Source organism: Nocardioides sp. NPDC087217, from assembly GCF_044744805.1.
GTDB lineage: Bacteria > Actinomycetota > Actinomycetes > Propionibacteriales > Nocardioidaceae > Nocardioides.
In genome coordinates this window covers 481,291-497,339 of record NZ_JBIUZB010000003.1, presented here as the reverse complement: position 1 = coordinate 497,339, position 16,049 = coordinate 481,291, and the positions used below count along the sequence as shown (strand labels likewise).

Genomic DNA, 16,049 nt, shown 5'->3' with positions numbered 1-16,049 from the left:
TCGAGACGTCACCCCGGTCGACCGAGACGTCACTCCGGTCGGCCGAGACGTCGCCCCCGTCGGCCGAGACGTCACCAACTGCCCACTCGGCCGACGTAACTGCCCACTCGGCCGACGTAACTGCCCACTCGGCCGACGTAACTGCCCACTCGGCCGACGTAACTGCCCACTCGGCCGACGCAACTGACGTTTCGGCCGACCTACCTGACGCCTCGGCAGGCGTTCCTCAGACGGCGGCGCCGCAGGAGCCGGCGGTGTCGGCGAGACGGGTCAGGCCGGCCGGCCCGACGAGCGGGCGCGGGTCCTCGGCGAGCGTCCAGGCCCCGTCGACGAGGACGTAGTCGCCTCGGACGTCACCCACGAGAAGAGCACGTACGCCGGCCACCAGCCGGTCCACGTCGGCGACCGAGGTGCCGATCCCGATGCTCGCGCGGACCGCGCCGCCGGTGAGCCCGAGGCGCTTGAGGAGCGGCTGCGCGCAGAAGCGGCCGTCGCGTACACCCAGACCGTGCTCGGCGGAGAGGTAGGCCGCGACCCGGCCGGGCTCGATCCCGTCGACCGTGAACGTCGCGACCCCGACCGGCTCCTCGGAGTCAGGCCAGAGCCTCAGCACGTCGACACCTTCCAGCTCGGACAGGCCGGCCACGAGACGCCCCCTCAGTGACGCCTCGTGGCGGTCCAGCTCGGCGGGCTCGAGGCCACCGAGAGTCGTACAGGCAGCGGCCAGCGCGGCGGCGCCGATGACGTTGGGCGAGCCGCCCTCGTGGCGTGCGGGGGCGGGCTGCCACGTCGTCTCGCCCACCTCGACGTCATCGACGGCCCCTCCCCCGGCGAGGTAGGGGGTGCCGACGTCGAGCCAGTCGCGGCGCCCGACCAGGGCGCCGGCGCCGTAGGGGGCGTAGAGCTTGTGGCCGGAGAGGACGACGTAGTCGGCGCCGGTGGCGGTGAGCGAGAAGTGGCGGTGGGCGAGCAGCTGGGCGCCGTCGACGAGGACCCGGGCGCCGTGGGCGTGGGCAAGGGTGACGATCTCGGCGACCGGCAGCGCCTCTCCGGTGACGTTGGAGGCGCCGGTGATCGCGACCAGGGCGAAGCTGTCCCGAGCCAGCTCACCGGCGAGGGCGTCGATGGTGCCGGCGAGGGTGTCCCGGCCGGCGACCACGGTGACGCCGGCCTCGACGCGGCGCCACGGGAGCAGGTTGGCGTGGTGCTCGATGTCGAGGACGAGCACCCGGCCGGGTACGCAGCCGGCCAGCAGGTTCACCGAGTCGGTGGTGTTGCGGGTGATGACGGTGACGTCGTCCTCGCGGGCGCCGACATAGGCGCCGATGGTCGCGCGCGACTCCTCGTAGAGGGCGGTCGAGACCTGGGACAGGTAGCCGGCGCCGCGGTGCACCGAGGCGTACCAGGGCAGGACCTCGGCAACCCGGTCGGCCACGCTCTGCAGCGCCGGCGCCGAGGCGGCGACATCCAGGTTGGCGTACGTCGCGGTCGTTCCGTCCAGCAGCGGGACCTGCGTGTTCGAGCCGACGAGCGGAAGCAGGGACATGGGGGCACCCTTCGGGTCATGGCTCCCCAGGGCTGCCCGGCGAAGCACGCGCTTGCCCGCGCCGCCTCGGCGCGGGCCTGGTCGTCACCCGGAGCACCCCACCGCGTGGGAGGGTTGCCCGCCAGCAAGCCGGGGCTTCGCGCTGGCAGTCGTGACCTTCGCCGACGATGGTGCCGGAGACCGCCTGCCCTCTCCAACTCGTCGTCTCGATCCGTGGGCACGGATCTCACATCACGGACGACCTTCCCAAGGGTTGCCGCCGCCTCCCCAGCCGCCCTCGCCGTCACCCTCGCAGGTGCCGAAGAACTCCGAGACCGGGTCGCACTCCTCGCCGTCGTCCTCCTCCTCCGGCGGCGCGGGCGGAGCGATCAGCTCCTCCTCGTGCCCGGACTCGGGATCCTGGCCGTCGACGTAGACGGGCTCGGGGAAGTTCTCGACCTCCTTGCCCTCCATGGCCTTCGCCATGATGGCAGCCCAGGTCTCGGTGGGATAGTCGGCACCGAAGTAGGACGGCATCCAGCCGCCGTCGAGCTTCCCCTCGCCGTTGCCGCGCGAGTAGCGCACGGCGGTGGCGATCTGCGGGGTGAACCCGACGAACCACGACGAGCAGACGTACTGCGCGCTGGTGCAGGTGCCGGTGCCGGTCTTGCCGGCTACAGGGCGGCCGATGCTCTGGGCCTTCTGACCCGAGCCGCTCTGCACCACGCCCTGCATCGCGTACGTCACGTCGGCGGCGATGTCCTCGGAGATCGCGTGCCGGGCGTTCTTCCGGCCGTTCCAGCTGTAGAGGACGTTGCCGGCGCGGTCACGGACCTTCTTCACCACGTGTACGTCGTGGCGGTAGCCGCCGTTGGCGATCGTGGCGTAGGCGTTGGCCATGTTGATCGGGCTGACGTTGGCGCGGCCGAGGGCGATCCGGTCGTCGGTCTGGTGGTCGAAGTCGGTGGTGGTGCTGGGGATCCCCGGGAACTTCGGGTCCGCCTTCGCCGGGGCGACCCCCGCGGCGACCGCGGTGTCGTAGATCGCCTTGCGGCCCTCCTCGGGGCCACCCATCGACTCGGTCATGTCGATGTAGGCCGTGTTCACCGACTGCTCCATCGCCTTGAGCATGGTGATGTGCTGGCCGTAGTCCATCCCGTCCGCGATGCCAGCCTGCTCACCCTCGTTGACGACCTCGGAGCCGGCGTAGGTCGTGAACGGCGAGTCACCGGCCCACGTCGAGTTCAGCGAGTAGCCCTTCGCGATCGCCGCTGCGGTGGCGAAGGCCTTCATCGTCGACCCGGCGTGACCACCGGTCGCGGCCCAGTTGTGCTGGCTGTCGAGGTAGTCCTGGCCACCGTAGAAGCCGAGCAGCGCACCGGACTCGACATCGACCGAGGCGGTCGCCACGTGCAGGGCGTTCTTCTGCTCGGGGTCGCCCTTGACGTACGCCTTCCGGTTCTTCGGCTTCACGGTCTTGGCCGCGGTCGCCGACGCCTTCATCACCTTGGGCGAGAGCGTCGCGGTGATCCGAAGGCCACCGCTGTCGATCTTCTCCTCGGTGAACAGGGGCTTGCCCTGGGCATCGGTGAGGCCGAGCAGCTCGGCCTTGATCATGGTGAGCGCGTGGCCGCGCTGACCGCCGAGCCGGCTCGGCACCGTCTTCGCGGGGAACTTCGGCAGCGCGTCCTTCACCTTGTCGGCGTCGGCCTGCTTCAGGTAGCCGAGGTCGACCATGCCGGAGAGGACGTACTGGTAGCGGCCGAGCAGCTTCTCCTCGCCACGGAAGGTGCTGCTGGCGGGGTCGAAGCCGGCGGGGTTGTTGAGGATGGCCGCGAGCGCGACCGTCTCCCGCAGCGACAGGTCCTTGGTGGACTTCGCGAAGTAGGCCTTCGCGGCCGCCTCGATGCCGTAGGCGCCGCGGTTGAAGTAGATCGTGTTGAGGTAGTCGGTGAGGATCTGGTCCTTGCTCTTCTGCCTGGTCAGCTTCAGGGCGATGACCGCTTCCTTCAGCTTGCGCGAGTAGGAGCGCTCGGCGCTGAGGTAGTAGTTCTTGACGTACTGCTGGGTGATCGTGGAGGCACCGCCCGAGGTGCCCTCGGTCGTGTTGGAGAAGGCGGCCCGCACGATGCCCTTCACGTCGACGCCGCTGTTCTCGTAGAAGGTACGGTCCTCGGCGGCCACCACGGCGTGCTTGACGGTCTCCGGGATCTCGTCGGCCTCGAGCTTGATCCGGTTCTGGTCGCCGTCCTGGTAGCGGCCGAGCTCGGTCTTGCCGTTGCCGTAGTAGACGAAGGAGGTCTCGACCTCGAACGCGGCGTTGGGGTCCGGCACCTTGATCCGGTTATAGGCCACGATCGCCGTCACCGACCCGATCAGGGCGATGGCCAGGAACCCGACCAGCGCCACCTTCGCCGTGACCTTCCCCCAGCGGCGCCAGGTCGTGGCCGGTGGACGACCGCCGGTGCTCCTGGATCCGGTGCTCCGGGTGGCCCACTTCTCGGCTGCCCAGGCCTTGGCCGGCTCGAGCTTTGCGAGCAAGTCGCGGGCCGCGGACGGCTTGGGATCCGCCCGACGCGCACCCGGTCGGCTGGGCACGACCCGAGGCGGCTCGGGCGCGATCCGAGGACCCTGCGCGGCGGGCGGAGGAGGCGGTCGCCACGACGGCGGCGGGCCGGTCGGACCCTTCGGAGGCTCGGCGCTCCGGTGTTCCATTGCTCCACCTGACCTAGGCGACTGACTGCGGCGGCCGTTGATCCTACCCGGGTGGGTATGACAACGGAGGCCGACCCCACAAGGGGCCGGCCTCCGTGTCAGGCGTACGCCGCGGCGTACGGCCTCAGGTCACTTCTTCAGGTCGAAGCGGTCGTTCTCCATGACCTTGACCCACGCCTTGACGAAGTCGTTGACGAACTTCTCCTTGGCGTCGTCGGCACCGTAGACCTCCGCCAGGGCGCGGAGCTCGGAGTTGGCACCGAAGACCAGGTCGACGCGGGAACCGGTCCAGCCGTTGGAGCTGGTGTAGGTCGCCTCGTCGGCGGACGGGGTCCACTGCTGGTCGTAGTCGAGCAGGTTGACGAAGAAGTCGTTCGTCAGCACGCCCGGGGTCTTGGTGAAGACACCGAGGTCGGAGCCGTCCCAGTTGTTGCCGAGCACGCGCAGGCCGCCGACCAGAACCGTGGCCTCGGGGGCCGAGAGGCCGAGGAGGCTCGCCCGGTCGAGGAACAGGAACTCGGTGGGGAGGTTGAGGAACCCGGAGTCGTAGTTGCGGAAGCCGTCGGCGACCGGCTCGAGCCAGGCGAAGTTCTCGACATCGGTCTGCTCCTGGGTCGCGTCGACGCGGCCGGCGGAGAACGGGACCGTGACGTCCTGGCCCGCGGCCTTGGCGGCCAGCTCGATGCCCACGCCACCGGCGAGGACGAGCACGTCGGCGAAGGAGACACCGGTCGCGGCCGCGATCTCCTCGTACTTCGCGAGGACCGGCTTGAGCTCCTCGGGCTGGTTGACCTTCCACGAGACCTGCGGCTCGAGCCGGATACGACCGCCGTTGGCGCCACCGCGGTGGTCGGACGTACGGTGCGTGGCCGCCGCCTTCCACGCGGTGGAGACCAGCTGCTGCACGCTCAGACCGGACTCGGCGATGGCCGCCTTGGCTGCGGAGATCGCGGCCTCGTCGGTCGCGCCGCCCTCGGCCGGGAGCGGGTCCTGCCAGAGCAGGTCCTCGGCCGGGACCTCGGAGCCGACGTAGCGGCTCTTCGGACCCATGTCGCGGTGGGTCAGCTTGAACCAGGCACGGGCGTACGCGTCAGAGAAGGCCTCCTGGTCGTCCCTGAACCGGCGCGAGATCTCGTCGAACTCCGGGTCCACGCGCAGCGCCAGGTCGGAGGTGAGCATGCGCGGCTCGCGCTTGCCCTCACCGTGCGCCTCGGGAACCATGTCGGAGCCCGCGCCGTTCTTCGGACGCCACTGCTTGGCGCCAGCAGGCGACTCGAACAGCTCCCACTCGTAGGCGTAGAGGATGTGGAAGAACTCGTTGTCCCAGCGGGTCGGGTGGTAGGTCCAGGTGACCTCGAGGCCCGAGGTGAGTGCGTCCGCGCCGACACCGGTGCCGTGGCCGTTCTTCCAGCCGATGCCCTGGTTCTCCAGCGGCGCGGCCTCCGGGTCGGGGCCGACCAGATCGTCGGGGTGGGCACCGTGGGTCTTGCCGAAGGTGTGGCCACCGGCGATGAGGGCGACGGTCTCCTCGGAGTTCATCCCCATGCGGCGGAAGGTCTCCTTGATGTCCACCGCGGACTTCATCGGGTCGGGCTCGCCGTTGGGGCCCTCCGGGTTGACGTAGATCAGACCCATCTGGACAGCGGCCAGCGGCGCCTGCAGGTCGCGGTCGCCGGTGTAGCGCTCGTCGTCGAGCCAGACCTTCTCCGGACCCCAGTAGATGTCGTCGTCGGACTCCCAGACGTCCGCGCGACCACCCGAGAAGCCGAAGGTCTTGAAGCCGCCCTCCTCCATCGCCACGTTGCCCGCCAGAACCATCAGATCGGCCCAGGAGAGGTTCTTGCCGTACTTCTTCTTGACCGGCCACAGCAGACGACGGGCCTTGTCGAGGGAGACATTGTCCGGCCAGGAGTTGAGCGGCGCGAAACGCTGCTGGCCACGGCCGGCGCCACCGCGACCGTCGTGACTGCGGTAGGTGCCGGCGGCGTGCCACGCCATCCGGACGAAGAGCCCGGCGTAGCTACCGAAGTCAGCCGGCCACCAGTCCTTGGAATCGGTCATGACCGCGGCGATGTCCGCCTTGACGGCAGGCAGGTCCAGGGACTCGAAAGCCTTCGCATAGTCGAAGTCCTCGCCCATCGGGTCGCTCACAGGGGCGTCCTTGGCGAGAATCTTCAGGTTGAGCTTGTTCGGCCACCACTCCTGGTTGGCACTGCCGGCGGTGGGGTGAACGCGGCCTGCGTTCATCACCGGGCACTTGCTCACGGCCTCTTCAGACATGAGATTCCTATCCGTTTCTGATCGGACTGGCTGCTGCCAGACGCTGTGATTCACATGTGTTGCGCCGGCCGATGACAAGCTCAGCCGGCGCGGGCTCTACCCCTGGGACAGGCTGCAGTCCGCGCAGGTGCCCCAGTAGATGACCTCGGCCTCATCGACCGTGAAGCCGTTGTCATCAGATGCCGTCAGGCAGGGCGCATGGCCGACAGCGCAGTCGACGTCGGCGATCGCCCCGCAGGAGCGGCAGACCACGTGGTGGTGGTTGTCCCCGACCCGGGTCTCATAACGAGCCACCGAGCCGGACGGCTGGATGCGGCGTACGATCCCGGCCGCCGAGAGGGCGGCGAGGGAGTCGTAGACGGCTTGATGGGAGACGTCCGGAAGCCGCTCGCGCACCGCTCCGAGAATGGTCTCGGTATCGGCGTGCGCGTTCTCGGTGACGGCCCCCAGAACGGCCACTCGCGGGCGAGTGACGCGCAGGGAGGCACCTCTCAGCAGCTGTTCGTAGTCCGCGTTCCCCACACCCCAGACACTACGCCAAATCTTGAATGAGTCAAGAAACGATGGGGAAATTTCTGGCGCGAATCAACCCAGTTTCACGGTCTCCGGAGACTCCGGAGCCGGACGGGTCGCGAAGCGGCCGGCCATCAGCGGGATCAGCACGGAGATCGCCAGCGGGATGACGAACATCGAGCGTTCCCCGAAGACCTCGGCGACCGCGGCGATCAGGGAGGCGGCGGCGAGGTAGCCGGCGTAGTTGGCGAGGTTGACCCGGGCGATCGCGTCCTCGGCGTTGTCCGGGGAGATGTGCGCGGCGGCGACGAAGGACTGCGGCGGGACCATCGCCAGACTGCCGCCGAGCACGGCGAAGCCGACGGCCGCCACGCTCCAGTGCGGGGCGACGACGATCAGCACCAGCGCGCCGACGCCGACGATGCCGCCGGTCCGGATCACCCGCTCGGGACCGAAGCGGGCGACGAGGCGGTCGCCTGGGAGGCGTACGGCCAGGAGCACGAGCTGGTAGGCGGCGTAGATCGCCGGCGCGACCGCCGCCGCGGCCCCGAGTCCGTCGACGACATAGATCCCGCCCCAGGCGGAGGCCGCCGAGTCGATGAACCACATCGCGAACGTCGGCACCGCGACCAGGAGGAGGGGCAGCCACGGCAGCGGGGGCTTCGGGTGCTGCGTACCGCTGGTCCGCTTCTCCGCCGCGTCGACCGCCTCGGGCGGCAGCAGGAGCCGGAACGTGGCGAGGTTGGCGGCCAGGCCGATGACGGCGATGGGGATCATGTCCAGACCCAGAGGTACGCCGAGGGCGATCGTCGCGGTCGCATAGACGGCGCCGAGGACGGCCGCCGCGCTCCACATCGCGTGGAAGCCGTTCATCAACGGGCGGGCGTACGCGTCCTGGGTGGCCGTGCCCTGCATGTTCATGGAGGCGTCGACGCCGCCGAGGAAGAAGCCGTAGACGCCGTTGAGCACCAGCAGCGTCGCCATGGTCGGCGCGAAGGCAGGCGCGACCGCGGCCAGGGAGGCCCCGCCGAGCATCAGCGAGAGGGTCGCGGCGCTGCCGATCCTGGTGGCGAGGTGGCCCGCGACGACACTGCCGATCGCCCCGACCGCGGTGGTGATGCCGAGCACCACGAACACGTCGCCGGCGCTGAGGTCGAGCTTCGTCGCGATCGACTCGAGCCTGGTGATCAGCGAGGCGAAGGTCAGTCCCTGGACCGCGAAGGCGACGAAGACCGCCATCCGGGCCAGCTGGAGTCGGGTCATGGACGCGAAGTCTGCACCCTCACGCCCGGTTGGTCGAGGGGTCAGTTGCCCTTGAGCAGGCCGTCGAGGATCTTCTCGCCATCCTTGCCGTCGCCCTTGCTCAGGCTGTCGAACTCCTCGCGGAGCTGCTCCATCTCGCGCTTGGCGCTCTCGCCCTTCTCGACGAGGTCGCGGATCTGCTGGATCTGGTCCTCCCACTCCTGGGACTGACCCTCGTCGATGACGTTCCAGCCCTCGAGGTTCTCGCGCCAGCGGTCGAGCCGGTCGAGACGGTTGAGGGTCTTGTTGTCCGACTTGTCGACGGGCTCGTCGGCGGAGTCGTCGGTGTTGTCGGAGTTGTCGGTGTTGTCGTCCGCGGTGTTGGAGTTGTCGGAGCTCTGGGACGGCTGAGCCTCGGCGGCAGAGGGCTCGTAGGCGGCCAGCCAGGAGGCGGCGAAGACGCACGCGATCACGATCGCCACCGCGCCGAGGAGGCGGCCGGTCGGGAACTTCCGCAGCGACCTCGGGCGCGGCCCGCGGACCGGAGGCGGGGTGCCGGGGCCGGGCAGGACGCCGGTGCGCGAGTTGGCCAGCGCCATCGGCTCGTCGAGCGGGCGCGGCGCCATCGCCTGGGTCGGCCGCGGCGCCTGCCCGGCGGAGAGCCGGTCGGTGGCGTCGGGGTCGGCTCCGCTGAGGACATAGCCGAGCTCGTGACCGACCTGGTCCATCGAGGGCCGGGCGGCCGGGTTCTTGTCGAGCATCCGGGTGACCAGCCGAGCCAGCGGCGCAGGCACCGCCCGGAAGTCGGTGATGCGCGGCACCGGCTCGCTGAGGTGCATGTGGAGGATCTTGACCGGATGCGGCGCGGAGTAGGGCACCTTGCCGGTGAGCATCTCGAAGAGCACGCAGCCGAGCGAGTAGACGTCGGCGGGCGGCCCGACCGGGTCGCCGGAGGCCTGCTCGGGCGAGAGGTAGGACGGGCTGCCGATCACGTGGCCCGTCTGGGTCAGCCCGGCGTCGACCCCCGTCATGGCGTACGCGATGCCGAAGTCGAGCACGGTCAGCCGGCCGTCACCGTCGAACATGAGGTTGGCCGGCTTGATGTCGCGGTGCACCACACCGGCCCGGTGGGCCGCGCCGAGCGCGCCGGCGACCTGGCGGGTGTATTCGACCGCCATGTCGATCGGCATCGGGCCACGCTGCTGCAGCGGCTCGGCCAAGGTGGGCCCGGGCAGCAACTCCATCACCAGGAAGACGTCGTTGTCGTCGCTGCCGGCGTCGAAGATCTTGACCACGTCGTCGTGGACGACCCGGGCGGTCGAGAGCGACTCACGGCGGAACCGCTCGGCCATCGTGGGGTCGTCCACGTCCCGCATCAGCTTCACCGCGACATCGCGGTCGAGGACGGTGTCACGCGCCCGCCAGACCTCGCCCATGCCGCCGGCTCCGAGCAAGGTGAGGAGCCGGTAGCGGCCGGCGATCGGGGGAAGCTCGTCCATGCCGGAAATTATGCCGGGGTCACCCAGGAGCCGAAGAGCGGGATGCCCTCCCAGGCTCCCCCGCGTGCGATCGCCACCACCGCGTGCGGCCGGTCGAACCTCAGGTCGATCTGCCGCACCGTCGTCTCGCGCGGCGCCGCGGCGGCGGCGCGGACCATCATCCCGGTCACCGCGGCCGCCTTGAAGCCCTCCCGGTCGTAGGACGCGACCGCCTTCTGCACGCAGACGGCCTCCGTCTCCTCCGCCACCGCGGCCATCACTCCGTGGGCGATCTCGGCGACCCCCGGCGCGGCCGACAGGTCGTGACGGTCCTCCGCGCTCCACTCCGGGAGGTGGCTGCGCCAGCGGTCGGACGGAGCGCTGCCGAAGGCGGTGACCTCGCGGACCGTCCAGGCGTGCCCGTCCTCCTGGCCGGCGTCGAAGGTGCGATCGTGGACCTCGCCGGCGTCGATCCTCCGGACGACCTCGTCGGCGGCCCGCCACACATCGTCGGCGGACACGCCCTCCTCGGCGATCACGGAGTAGACCGAGATGCCGTCCTCGCTCGGCGGGCAGGCGACGGCGACCGGGCCGGCAGCCTCTGTCGCCACCACCGCCTGAAAGCCGTCCTCGAGCACCAGCAACCCGTCCTCGCCCTGCTCCAGCTGCTCGCTCCAGCGCGGCGTCACCACCAGCGCGGAGCCGAGCACGAGCAGCGTCTGGGCGTCGATCTCGAGCGGGAACTCCCTGATCAGCCCGCGGGTGTGCGCACCGGCCCACGCGTCGAGCCCGGCCTGGTCCGGGAGCGGGTCGAGCATGATCGGCAGGCCCTTGGTCAGCTCGACACCCGATCGCAGCCAGCCGGCGACCGCCGCCCCGATCGTGGGGTGCGGCGCCTCCAGCAGCGTCAGTGCTGCGGCCCGCGCGTCGGCCTTGTTCAGGCCCAGGATCTCGTCGGTCTCGGTCTCCGCCGCGGGTGCCAGCGAGGCGAGTAGCAGCCACAGACCTGCGTACGAGATCACCGGGGCCTCGGCGGACCCGAGAGCGGAGCGAGTGGTGGCGGCGTACGTTCGGACCGCCTCGGCGGCCGCGAGGGACAGGGGCGTCTGCGTTCCCGACTTCTCCATGCAGAAGACATTACGGCGGGAGACACCACATGTGAGCCAAGTCACGATACAGTTATGTATCGAGCGAGGAGGCATCATGGCCAAGCTGAGTTGTCAGAGGCGGGCGCGCACGGCAGGGCTGGACCCGGAGACCGAGTTCCAGGAGATCTCGAGACGCCTGGGGCTCTACGAGTTCCCCTGGGACACGACTCAGGCGCTCAGCTTCGCGCTGTTCCGGACCTACGCGGTGCCCTCGATCGGCCGCCTGCTGGCCGACACGCACCAGTTCACCGAGAACGCCCAGAAGCGCTACGACGACACCGCGCTGCTGCTGGAGGACGCGGCGATCGAGGACCTGGACAGCCCTCGCGGCCGGGCCGCGGTGCGGCGGATCAACCAGATGCACAAGATGTACGACATCTCCAACGACGACATGGTCTATGTCCTCTCCACGTTCGTGGTGATCCCTCGGCGCTGGAACCAGGAGTTCGGCTGGCGGCAGTCGACCCCCGACGAGCAGCTCGCCGCCCTGCGCTACTACCAGGCGCTCGGGAAGCGGATGGGCATCAAGGACATCCCGGCGACCTATGAGGAGTTCGAGCAACTCCTCGACTCCTACGAGGCCGAACACTTCGGGTACGACGAGGGCGGCCGTGCCGTCGCCGACTCGACCCTCGAGCTGCTGACGACCTTCTACCCGCGGCCCTTGGCTCCGGTGATCCGCATCTTCTCGCTGTCGCTGATGGAGCCGCACCTGCTCGAGGCGTTCGGCTACCCCGAGCCCGGACGGCTCGCCCGGACGCTGTCGCGCGGGGCGCTGAAGGCGCGGGCGCGCGTCGTCGCGCTGCTGCCGGCACGGCGCAAGCCCGCGTACGTCCGGGACATGCCGCGCATCAAGAGCTACCCGCACGGCTTCAACACCGAGGACCTCGGCACCTTCGCGCCGGGCTGTCCGGTGCACCGTACGGCCGAGACCGCTTAGCCCGGTTCTCCCCCGCCCGTCACCACGGCTTTACCGGGCACCGCTTCGCTGTTGTCGATAACCCCATATCGACAGGAGCACGTCGTCCATGCCTGCCCCCAGCAACACTCCTGATCTCCGTGGCGCCCTCCGGGGCCTCGACCGCCGCCGCTTCCTGACCGTCTCGGCCGCCGCGACCGCGTTGGCCTTCACGACCGGCCTGCCGCGTACCGGCGCCTTCGCCGCTCCGGCCGGCTCCCCCGCCGACATCACCTCGGACCCGTTCACCCTCGCCGTGGCCTCCGGAGACCCGCTGCCCGACTCGGTGCTGCTGTGGACCCGGCTCGCGCCGCTACCGCTGGAGCCCACCGGCGGGATGCCGCCGTCGCGCTTCGACGTCGGCTGGGAGGTGGCGCGCGACGCCGCCTTCAGACGCGTCGTACGCCGCGGCACCGCTGTCGCGCACACCGAGTTCAACCACTCAGTGCACGCCGAGGTCCGCGGCCTGGACTCGGCGACCGAGTACTTCTACCGCTTCCGGGTCGGCCAGTGGATCAGCCCGGTCGGCCGGACCCGGACCGCCCCGGCCGTGGGGGCCGCGGTGTCGTCGCTGACCTTCGCCCTCGCGTCCTGCCAGCGCTACGACCAGGGCTACTACACGGCGTACAAGCATCTCGCCGGCGAGGACGTGGACGCGGTCTTCCACCTGGGCGACTATCTCTACGAGTACGCGGTGAACGCCACCGCCGGGACGCGCGCCTACACCGAGCCGCTGCCGGCGCACCTCAACCACGAGACCGTCACGCTGGACGACTACCGGGCACGCTACGGGCTCTACAAGTCCGACCCGGACCAGATCGCCGCCCACCTGGCGCACCCGTTCATCGTCACTTGGGACGACCACGAGACCGAGAACAACTACGCGGCCGACACCCCGGAGAACTCGGTGCCGCCGGAGGAGTTCCTGGTGCGCCGCGCCGCCGCCTACCGCGCCTACTGGGAGAACCAGCCGCTGCGGCTCCCGCAGCAGCCGTCCGGTCCCGACCTGACGCTTTACCGTCGGCTGCAGTGGGGCCGGCTGGCGCAGTTCGACATCCTCGACACCCGCCAGTACCGCACCAACCAGGCCAACGGCGACGGCTGGAAGGTGCCCTCGGCGGCGTCCGAGGCCGAATCGATGACGCTTCCGGGGAACGAGCAGGAGCAGTGGCTGATCAACGGCTGGCGACGCTCCTCAGCGCTGTGGAACGTCGTCCCGCAGCAGGTCACCTTCTCGCGCCGCGACAACCCGTCCGGCGACGGCACCCGCTCGATGGACTCCTGGGACGGCTACCCCGCCTCCCGGCGCCGGATCCTCGAGGGCTGGAAGGCGTCCGAACAGTCGAACCTGATGGTGCTCACCGGTGACGTGCACGTCCACTACGGCCTCGACATCCACGACGACTTCGACGACCCGTCCTCGCGGGTGCTCGGCACCGAGATCGTCACCAGCTCCATCACCTCCGGCGGCAACGGCGCCGAGCACCCCGCCAACTGGGCCGCCTACCTCGAGCGCAACCCGCACATGAAGTTCTACAACGGCCTCCGCGGCTACACCACGATCTCCCTCGGCGCCGCCGGCGCCGAGATCACGTACAAGAACGTCGCCCAGGTCAGCACCCCCGGCGCTCCGCTCACCGTCGGTGGCCGCTTCGTCACGGAGTCCGGCCGCCCGGGTCTCGTGGAGGCGTAGGGATTCGTACGTTCTGGCCGCGCCCACGCCGCTACCCTCAGATGCGTGACCCGGCCGCGGTACTCCCCTGCTGTCGGGATCGTCGTTGCCGCGCAGGCTGCCGTGCTGCTGGCGATGAGCCCTTTCTACGGGCCGCATCGAGACGAGCTCTACTTCGTCTCCGCAGGTCAGCGGTTGGCCTGGGGATATCCCGATCAGCCGGTGCTGACACCGTTCCTGGCGCGGGTCGCGACCGAGATCGCACCGTACAACCTCGTCGTACTGCGGTTGTGGAGTCTGCTGGCGATGGTCGGACTGGTCCTGCTGGCGGCGGAGTTCGCACGGCTGGCAGGCGGCGGACGTACGGCGCAGGTGCTGACCGCGGGACTCGTGGCCGTCGGAGTGGTCACGATGACGTTCGGGCACTGGCACTCGACCGCCACGTTCGACGCGCTGGCCTGGACCGCGATCCTGGTGCTGGTGGCCCGGGCGCTGATCGCCGACGGCGGGCGGCAGCGGGGGCTGTTCTGGCTGGCGGCCGGGATCGTCGCCGGGATCGGGCTGGAGAACAAGCACTCGGTGGTCTTCCTCCTCGGCGCGATCCTGTTCGGCATCGCGCTCGTTCCGGCGACCCGGCGCAACCTGACCACGCCGTGGCCATGGTTGGCCGGGCTCACCGCGCTGGTCCTGTGGACTCCCAACCTCCTCTGGCAGCTCGAGCACGACTGGCCGGTGCTCGACCTCTCCGAGGACATCCGGGAGGAGTACGGCGGGCTGACCGGACGGATCGGGTACGTCACCCAGGCGCTGATCCTGCTCAGCCCGGTGATCACGCCGATCTGGATCATCGGTCTGGTCGCGCTCTTCCGGCGACGTGAGTGGGCGCTCGTCCGACCTGTTGCCGTCGCGTTCGTGCTCGTTGCGGGCTTCTTCCTGGTCGCCGGCGGCAAGGGCTACTACCTGGCCGGCCTGTTCCCTCCCCTGGTCGCGGCAGGCTCCGTGGTGGTCGCCGAGCGACTGCGACCGCGCACCGTCGGCCTTCTCGGCGCCGGCCTGGCCCTGCTGACCATCCCCGCCTGGCCGATCAACCTCCCGGTGCTCCCGGCGAAGACGTACGCCGGCTCCTTCTACACCGCCGCCGGGGAAGACCAGCTGGAGACGATCGGCTGGCCCCAGTACGCCGCCCAGGTCCGCGCCGTCGTCGACGACCTCACGCCGGCCCAGCGGCGTACGGCCGTGGTCTTCACGACCAACTACGGAGAAGCCGGCGCCCTGGAGTGGTACGGCGCGGGGGTCCCCGTCCACAGCGGGCACAACGGCTGGCGATTCTGGGAGCAGCCGCCGAAGGACGCGACACCGATCGTCGTGGTCGGGTTCGAGGCCCCCGACCGCTTCTTCGACGGCTGCCGCCAGGTCGCCTCACTCCACAACCGCGAAGGTGCCGACAACGAGGAGAACGGCGCCCCGATCCACGTCTGCGACACCCCGACGCGGCCGTGGTCACAGCTGTGGCACTACAGCGCCTGATCTGCGTCGGTTGCTACCAGGGAGACCGTCCCGTCGTGTCCGACAACGGCGAGATCTCGAGGTCACCGGTCAGGTAGGCCAGGGTCGTGTCGTTGGACAGCACCACCCGGCGACCTTCGTCGGTACGCCGCTGCAGCGACCTCAACGTCGTGAGCACCTGCTCCGGGCGGTCGAGGAGCGGGTAGCCGACCCGGACGACGCCCTTGCGCCAGCGCTTCGGAATCACCCGGATCCGATGACGCCGCGTCACCGTCCATGACGGCGCATCGCCACGCGCCGTGATCTCGAGGAAGCGGTTCGTCACCGTGATCCCGTTCGGGCTCATGACCTGCTCGAACAGGTCGACGCGGAGGTCCGCCCACGCCGCAGAGACCGTCTCGGGGCCGAGCTCAACCCTCAGCACCTCGGGCGTGATCAGCACTGCTCGTCGCAGTCCCAGCGTCATCGCATGCTCGGCCACCACGACGGCGAAGAAGACCGCGAGGAGCGAGAAGAGCGGCCCGATGAGCGGATCGCCGGCCCGAAAGCCGAGCCCCGCCGCCAGGCACAGCATCGCCACGAAGCACACCAGCATCAGCTCTCCGCAGATGCCTGGCGCTCGCCTCAGCCGGATCACGATCCCGTCACCGGCGACCCCACCCAGCCGCTCGATCCTGCGCGTGGCGCTCCCGGCTGGACGTACGCCCTTGGTGAGCAGTCCGTGCACACCCGTCAGGAACAGCAGGATCCCGAAGCCGGTCCCCAGCAGATAGGGCCCGTACGCACCACCGTCGGCCACCACCGACCCGAGACCGATGGCGAGCCCGAGCATGGCGTTGACCACCCCCGTCACCGTCCAAGCAACGCGGCGCACCGTCGCCATCCACGGCGAGCCCAGATCCTCATCCCCGACCACGCCGTAGACCTTAAGGGTCGCCGCTGCGGCCGCGCTCGCAGCTGGCGTCATTCCCGGGCGAACGAATTTTTCGTTCGCCGTGTGCACGTGGTGCCT

Annotated in this window: 10 protein-coding genes, 2 pseudogenes and 1 riboswitch; of the genes and pseudogenes, 3 read left to right on the top strand and 9 right to left on the bottom strand. The window is 70.0% G+C overall.

The window, feature by feature from the left end; all coding sequences use genetic code 11:
- Positions 1–226 precede the first annotated feature (226 nt).
- The 8 genes and pseudogenes from ACIO3S_RS16665 to ACIO3S_RS16630 form a co-directional block, all read right to left on the bottom strand.
- A complete protein-coding gene (locus ACIO3S_RS16665) occupies positions 227–1,546 on the bottom strand; it encodes an aminotransferase class V-fold PLP-dependent enzyme (RefSeq protein ID WP_400465700.1) in 1,320 nt (439 codons plus the stop codon).
- Between the two features lie 43 nt (positions 1,547–1,589).
- Positions 1,590–1,703: riboswitch (SAM riboswitch) on the bottom strand.
- A gap of 74 nt (positions 1,704–1,777) precedes the next feature.
- Positions 1,778–2,860: pseudogene (locus ACIO3S_RS16660) on the bottom strand (penicillin-binding transpeptidase domain-containing protein); the annotation flags it as partial.
- Positions 2,861–3,271: 411 nt separating this feature from the next.
- Positions 3,272–4,240: pseudogene (locus tag ACIO3S_RS16655) on the bottom strand (transglycosylase domain-containing protein); the annotation flags it as partial.
- 129 nt (positions 4,241–4,369) lie between these two features.
- Positions 4,370–6,520 (bottom strand): catalase/peroxidase HPI, encoded by a 2,151-nt coding sequence (katG, locus tag ACIO3S_RS16650; RefSeq protein WP_400465697.1) that lies wholly within the window; start codon positions 6,518–6,520, stop codon positions 4,370–4,372.
- 96 nt (positions 6,521–6,616) lie between these two features.
- Complete coding sequence (locus ACIO3S_RS16645; RefSeq protein ID WP_160028146.1) at positions 6,617–7,042, bottom strand: Fur family transcriptional regulator; 426 nt, start codon at positions 7,040–7,042, stop codon at positions 6,617–6,619.
- A 63-nt stretch (positions 7,043–7,105) separates the two neighbouring features.
- Complete coding sequence (locus ACIO3S_RS16640) at positions 7,106–8,296, bottom strand: MFS transporter (protein WP_400465693.1); 1,191 nt, start codon at positions 8,294–8,296, stop codon at positions 7,106–7,108.
- A gap of 41 nt (positions 8,297–8,337) precedes the next feature.
- Positions 8,338–9,774: a protein kinase gene (locus ACIO3S_RS16635; protein WP_400465690.1), complete on the bottom strand. Its 1,437-nt coding sequence runs from the start codon at positions 9,772–9,774 to the stop codon at positions 8,338–8,340.
- Between the two features lie 8 nt (positions 9,775–9,782).
- Positions 9,783–10,880 carry a hypothetical protein gene (locus ACIO3S_RS16630; RefSeq protein ID WP_400465687.1) on the bottom strand — a complete coding sequence of 366 codons (1,098 nt, stop codon included), beginning with the start codon at positions 10,878–10,880 and terminating at the stop codon, positions 9,783–9,785.
- A 76-nt stretch (positions 10,881–10,956) separates the two neighbouring features.
- Here ACIO3S_RS16630 and ACIO3S_RS16625 point away from each other — a divergent pair, with 76 nt between their 5' ends.
- The 3 genes from ACIO3S_RS16625 (at position 10,957) to ACIO3S_RS16615 (ending at position 15,058) form a co-directional block, all read left to right on the top strand.
- Positions 10,957–11,841: an oxygenase MpaB family protein gene (locus ACIO3S_RS16625; protein ID WP_400465684.1), complete on the top strand. Its 885-nt coding sequence runs from the start codon at positions 10,957–10,959 to the stop codon at positions 11,839–11,841.
- An 88-nt stretch (positions 11,842–11,929) separates the two neighbouring features.
- On the top strand, positions 11,930–13,552 hold the full coding sequence (locus tag ACIO3S_RS16620; protein ID WP_400465681.1) for an alkaline phosphatase D family protein: 1,623 nt from the start codon (positions 11,930–11,932) through the stop codon (positions 13,550–13,552).
- Between the two features lie 45 nt (positions 13,553–13,597).
- A complete protein-coding gene (locus ACIO3S_RS16615; protein ID WP_400465679.1) occupies positions 13,598–15,058 on the top strand; it encodes a glycosyltransferase family 39 protein in 1,461 nt (486 codons plus the stop codon).
- A 13-nt stretch (positions 15,059–15,071) separates the two neighbouring features.
- Here the strand turns inward: ACIO3S_RS16615 and ACIO3S_RS16610 are convergent, their stop codons facing one another.
- A complete protein-coding gene (locus tag ACIO3S_RS16610; protein ID WP_400465676.1) occupies positions 15,072–15,953 on the bottom strand; it encodes a hypothetical protein in 882 nt (293 codons plus the stop codon).
- Positions 15,954–16,049: the final 96 nt, after the last annotated feature.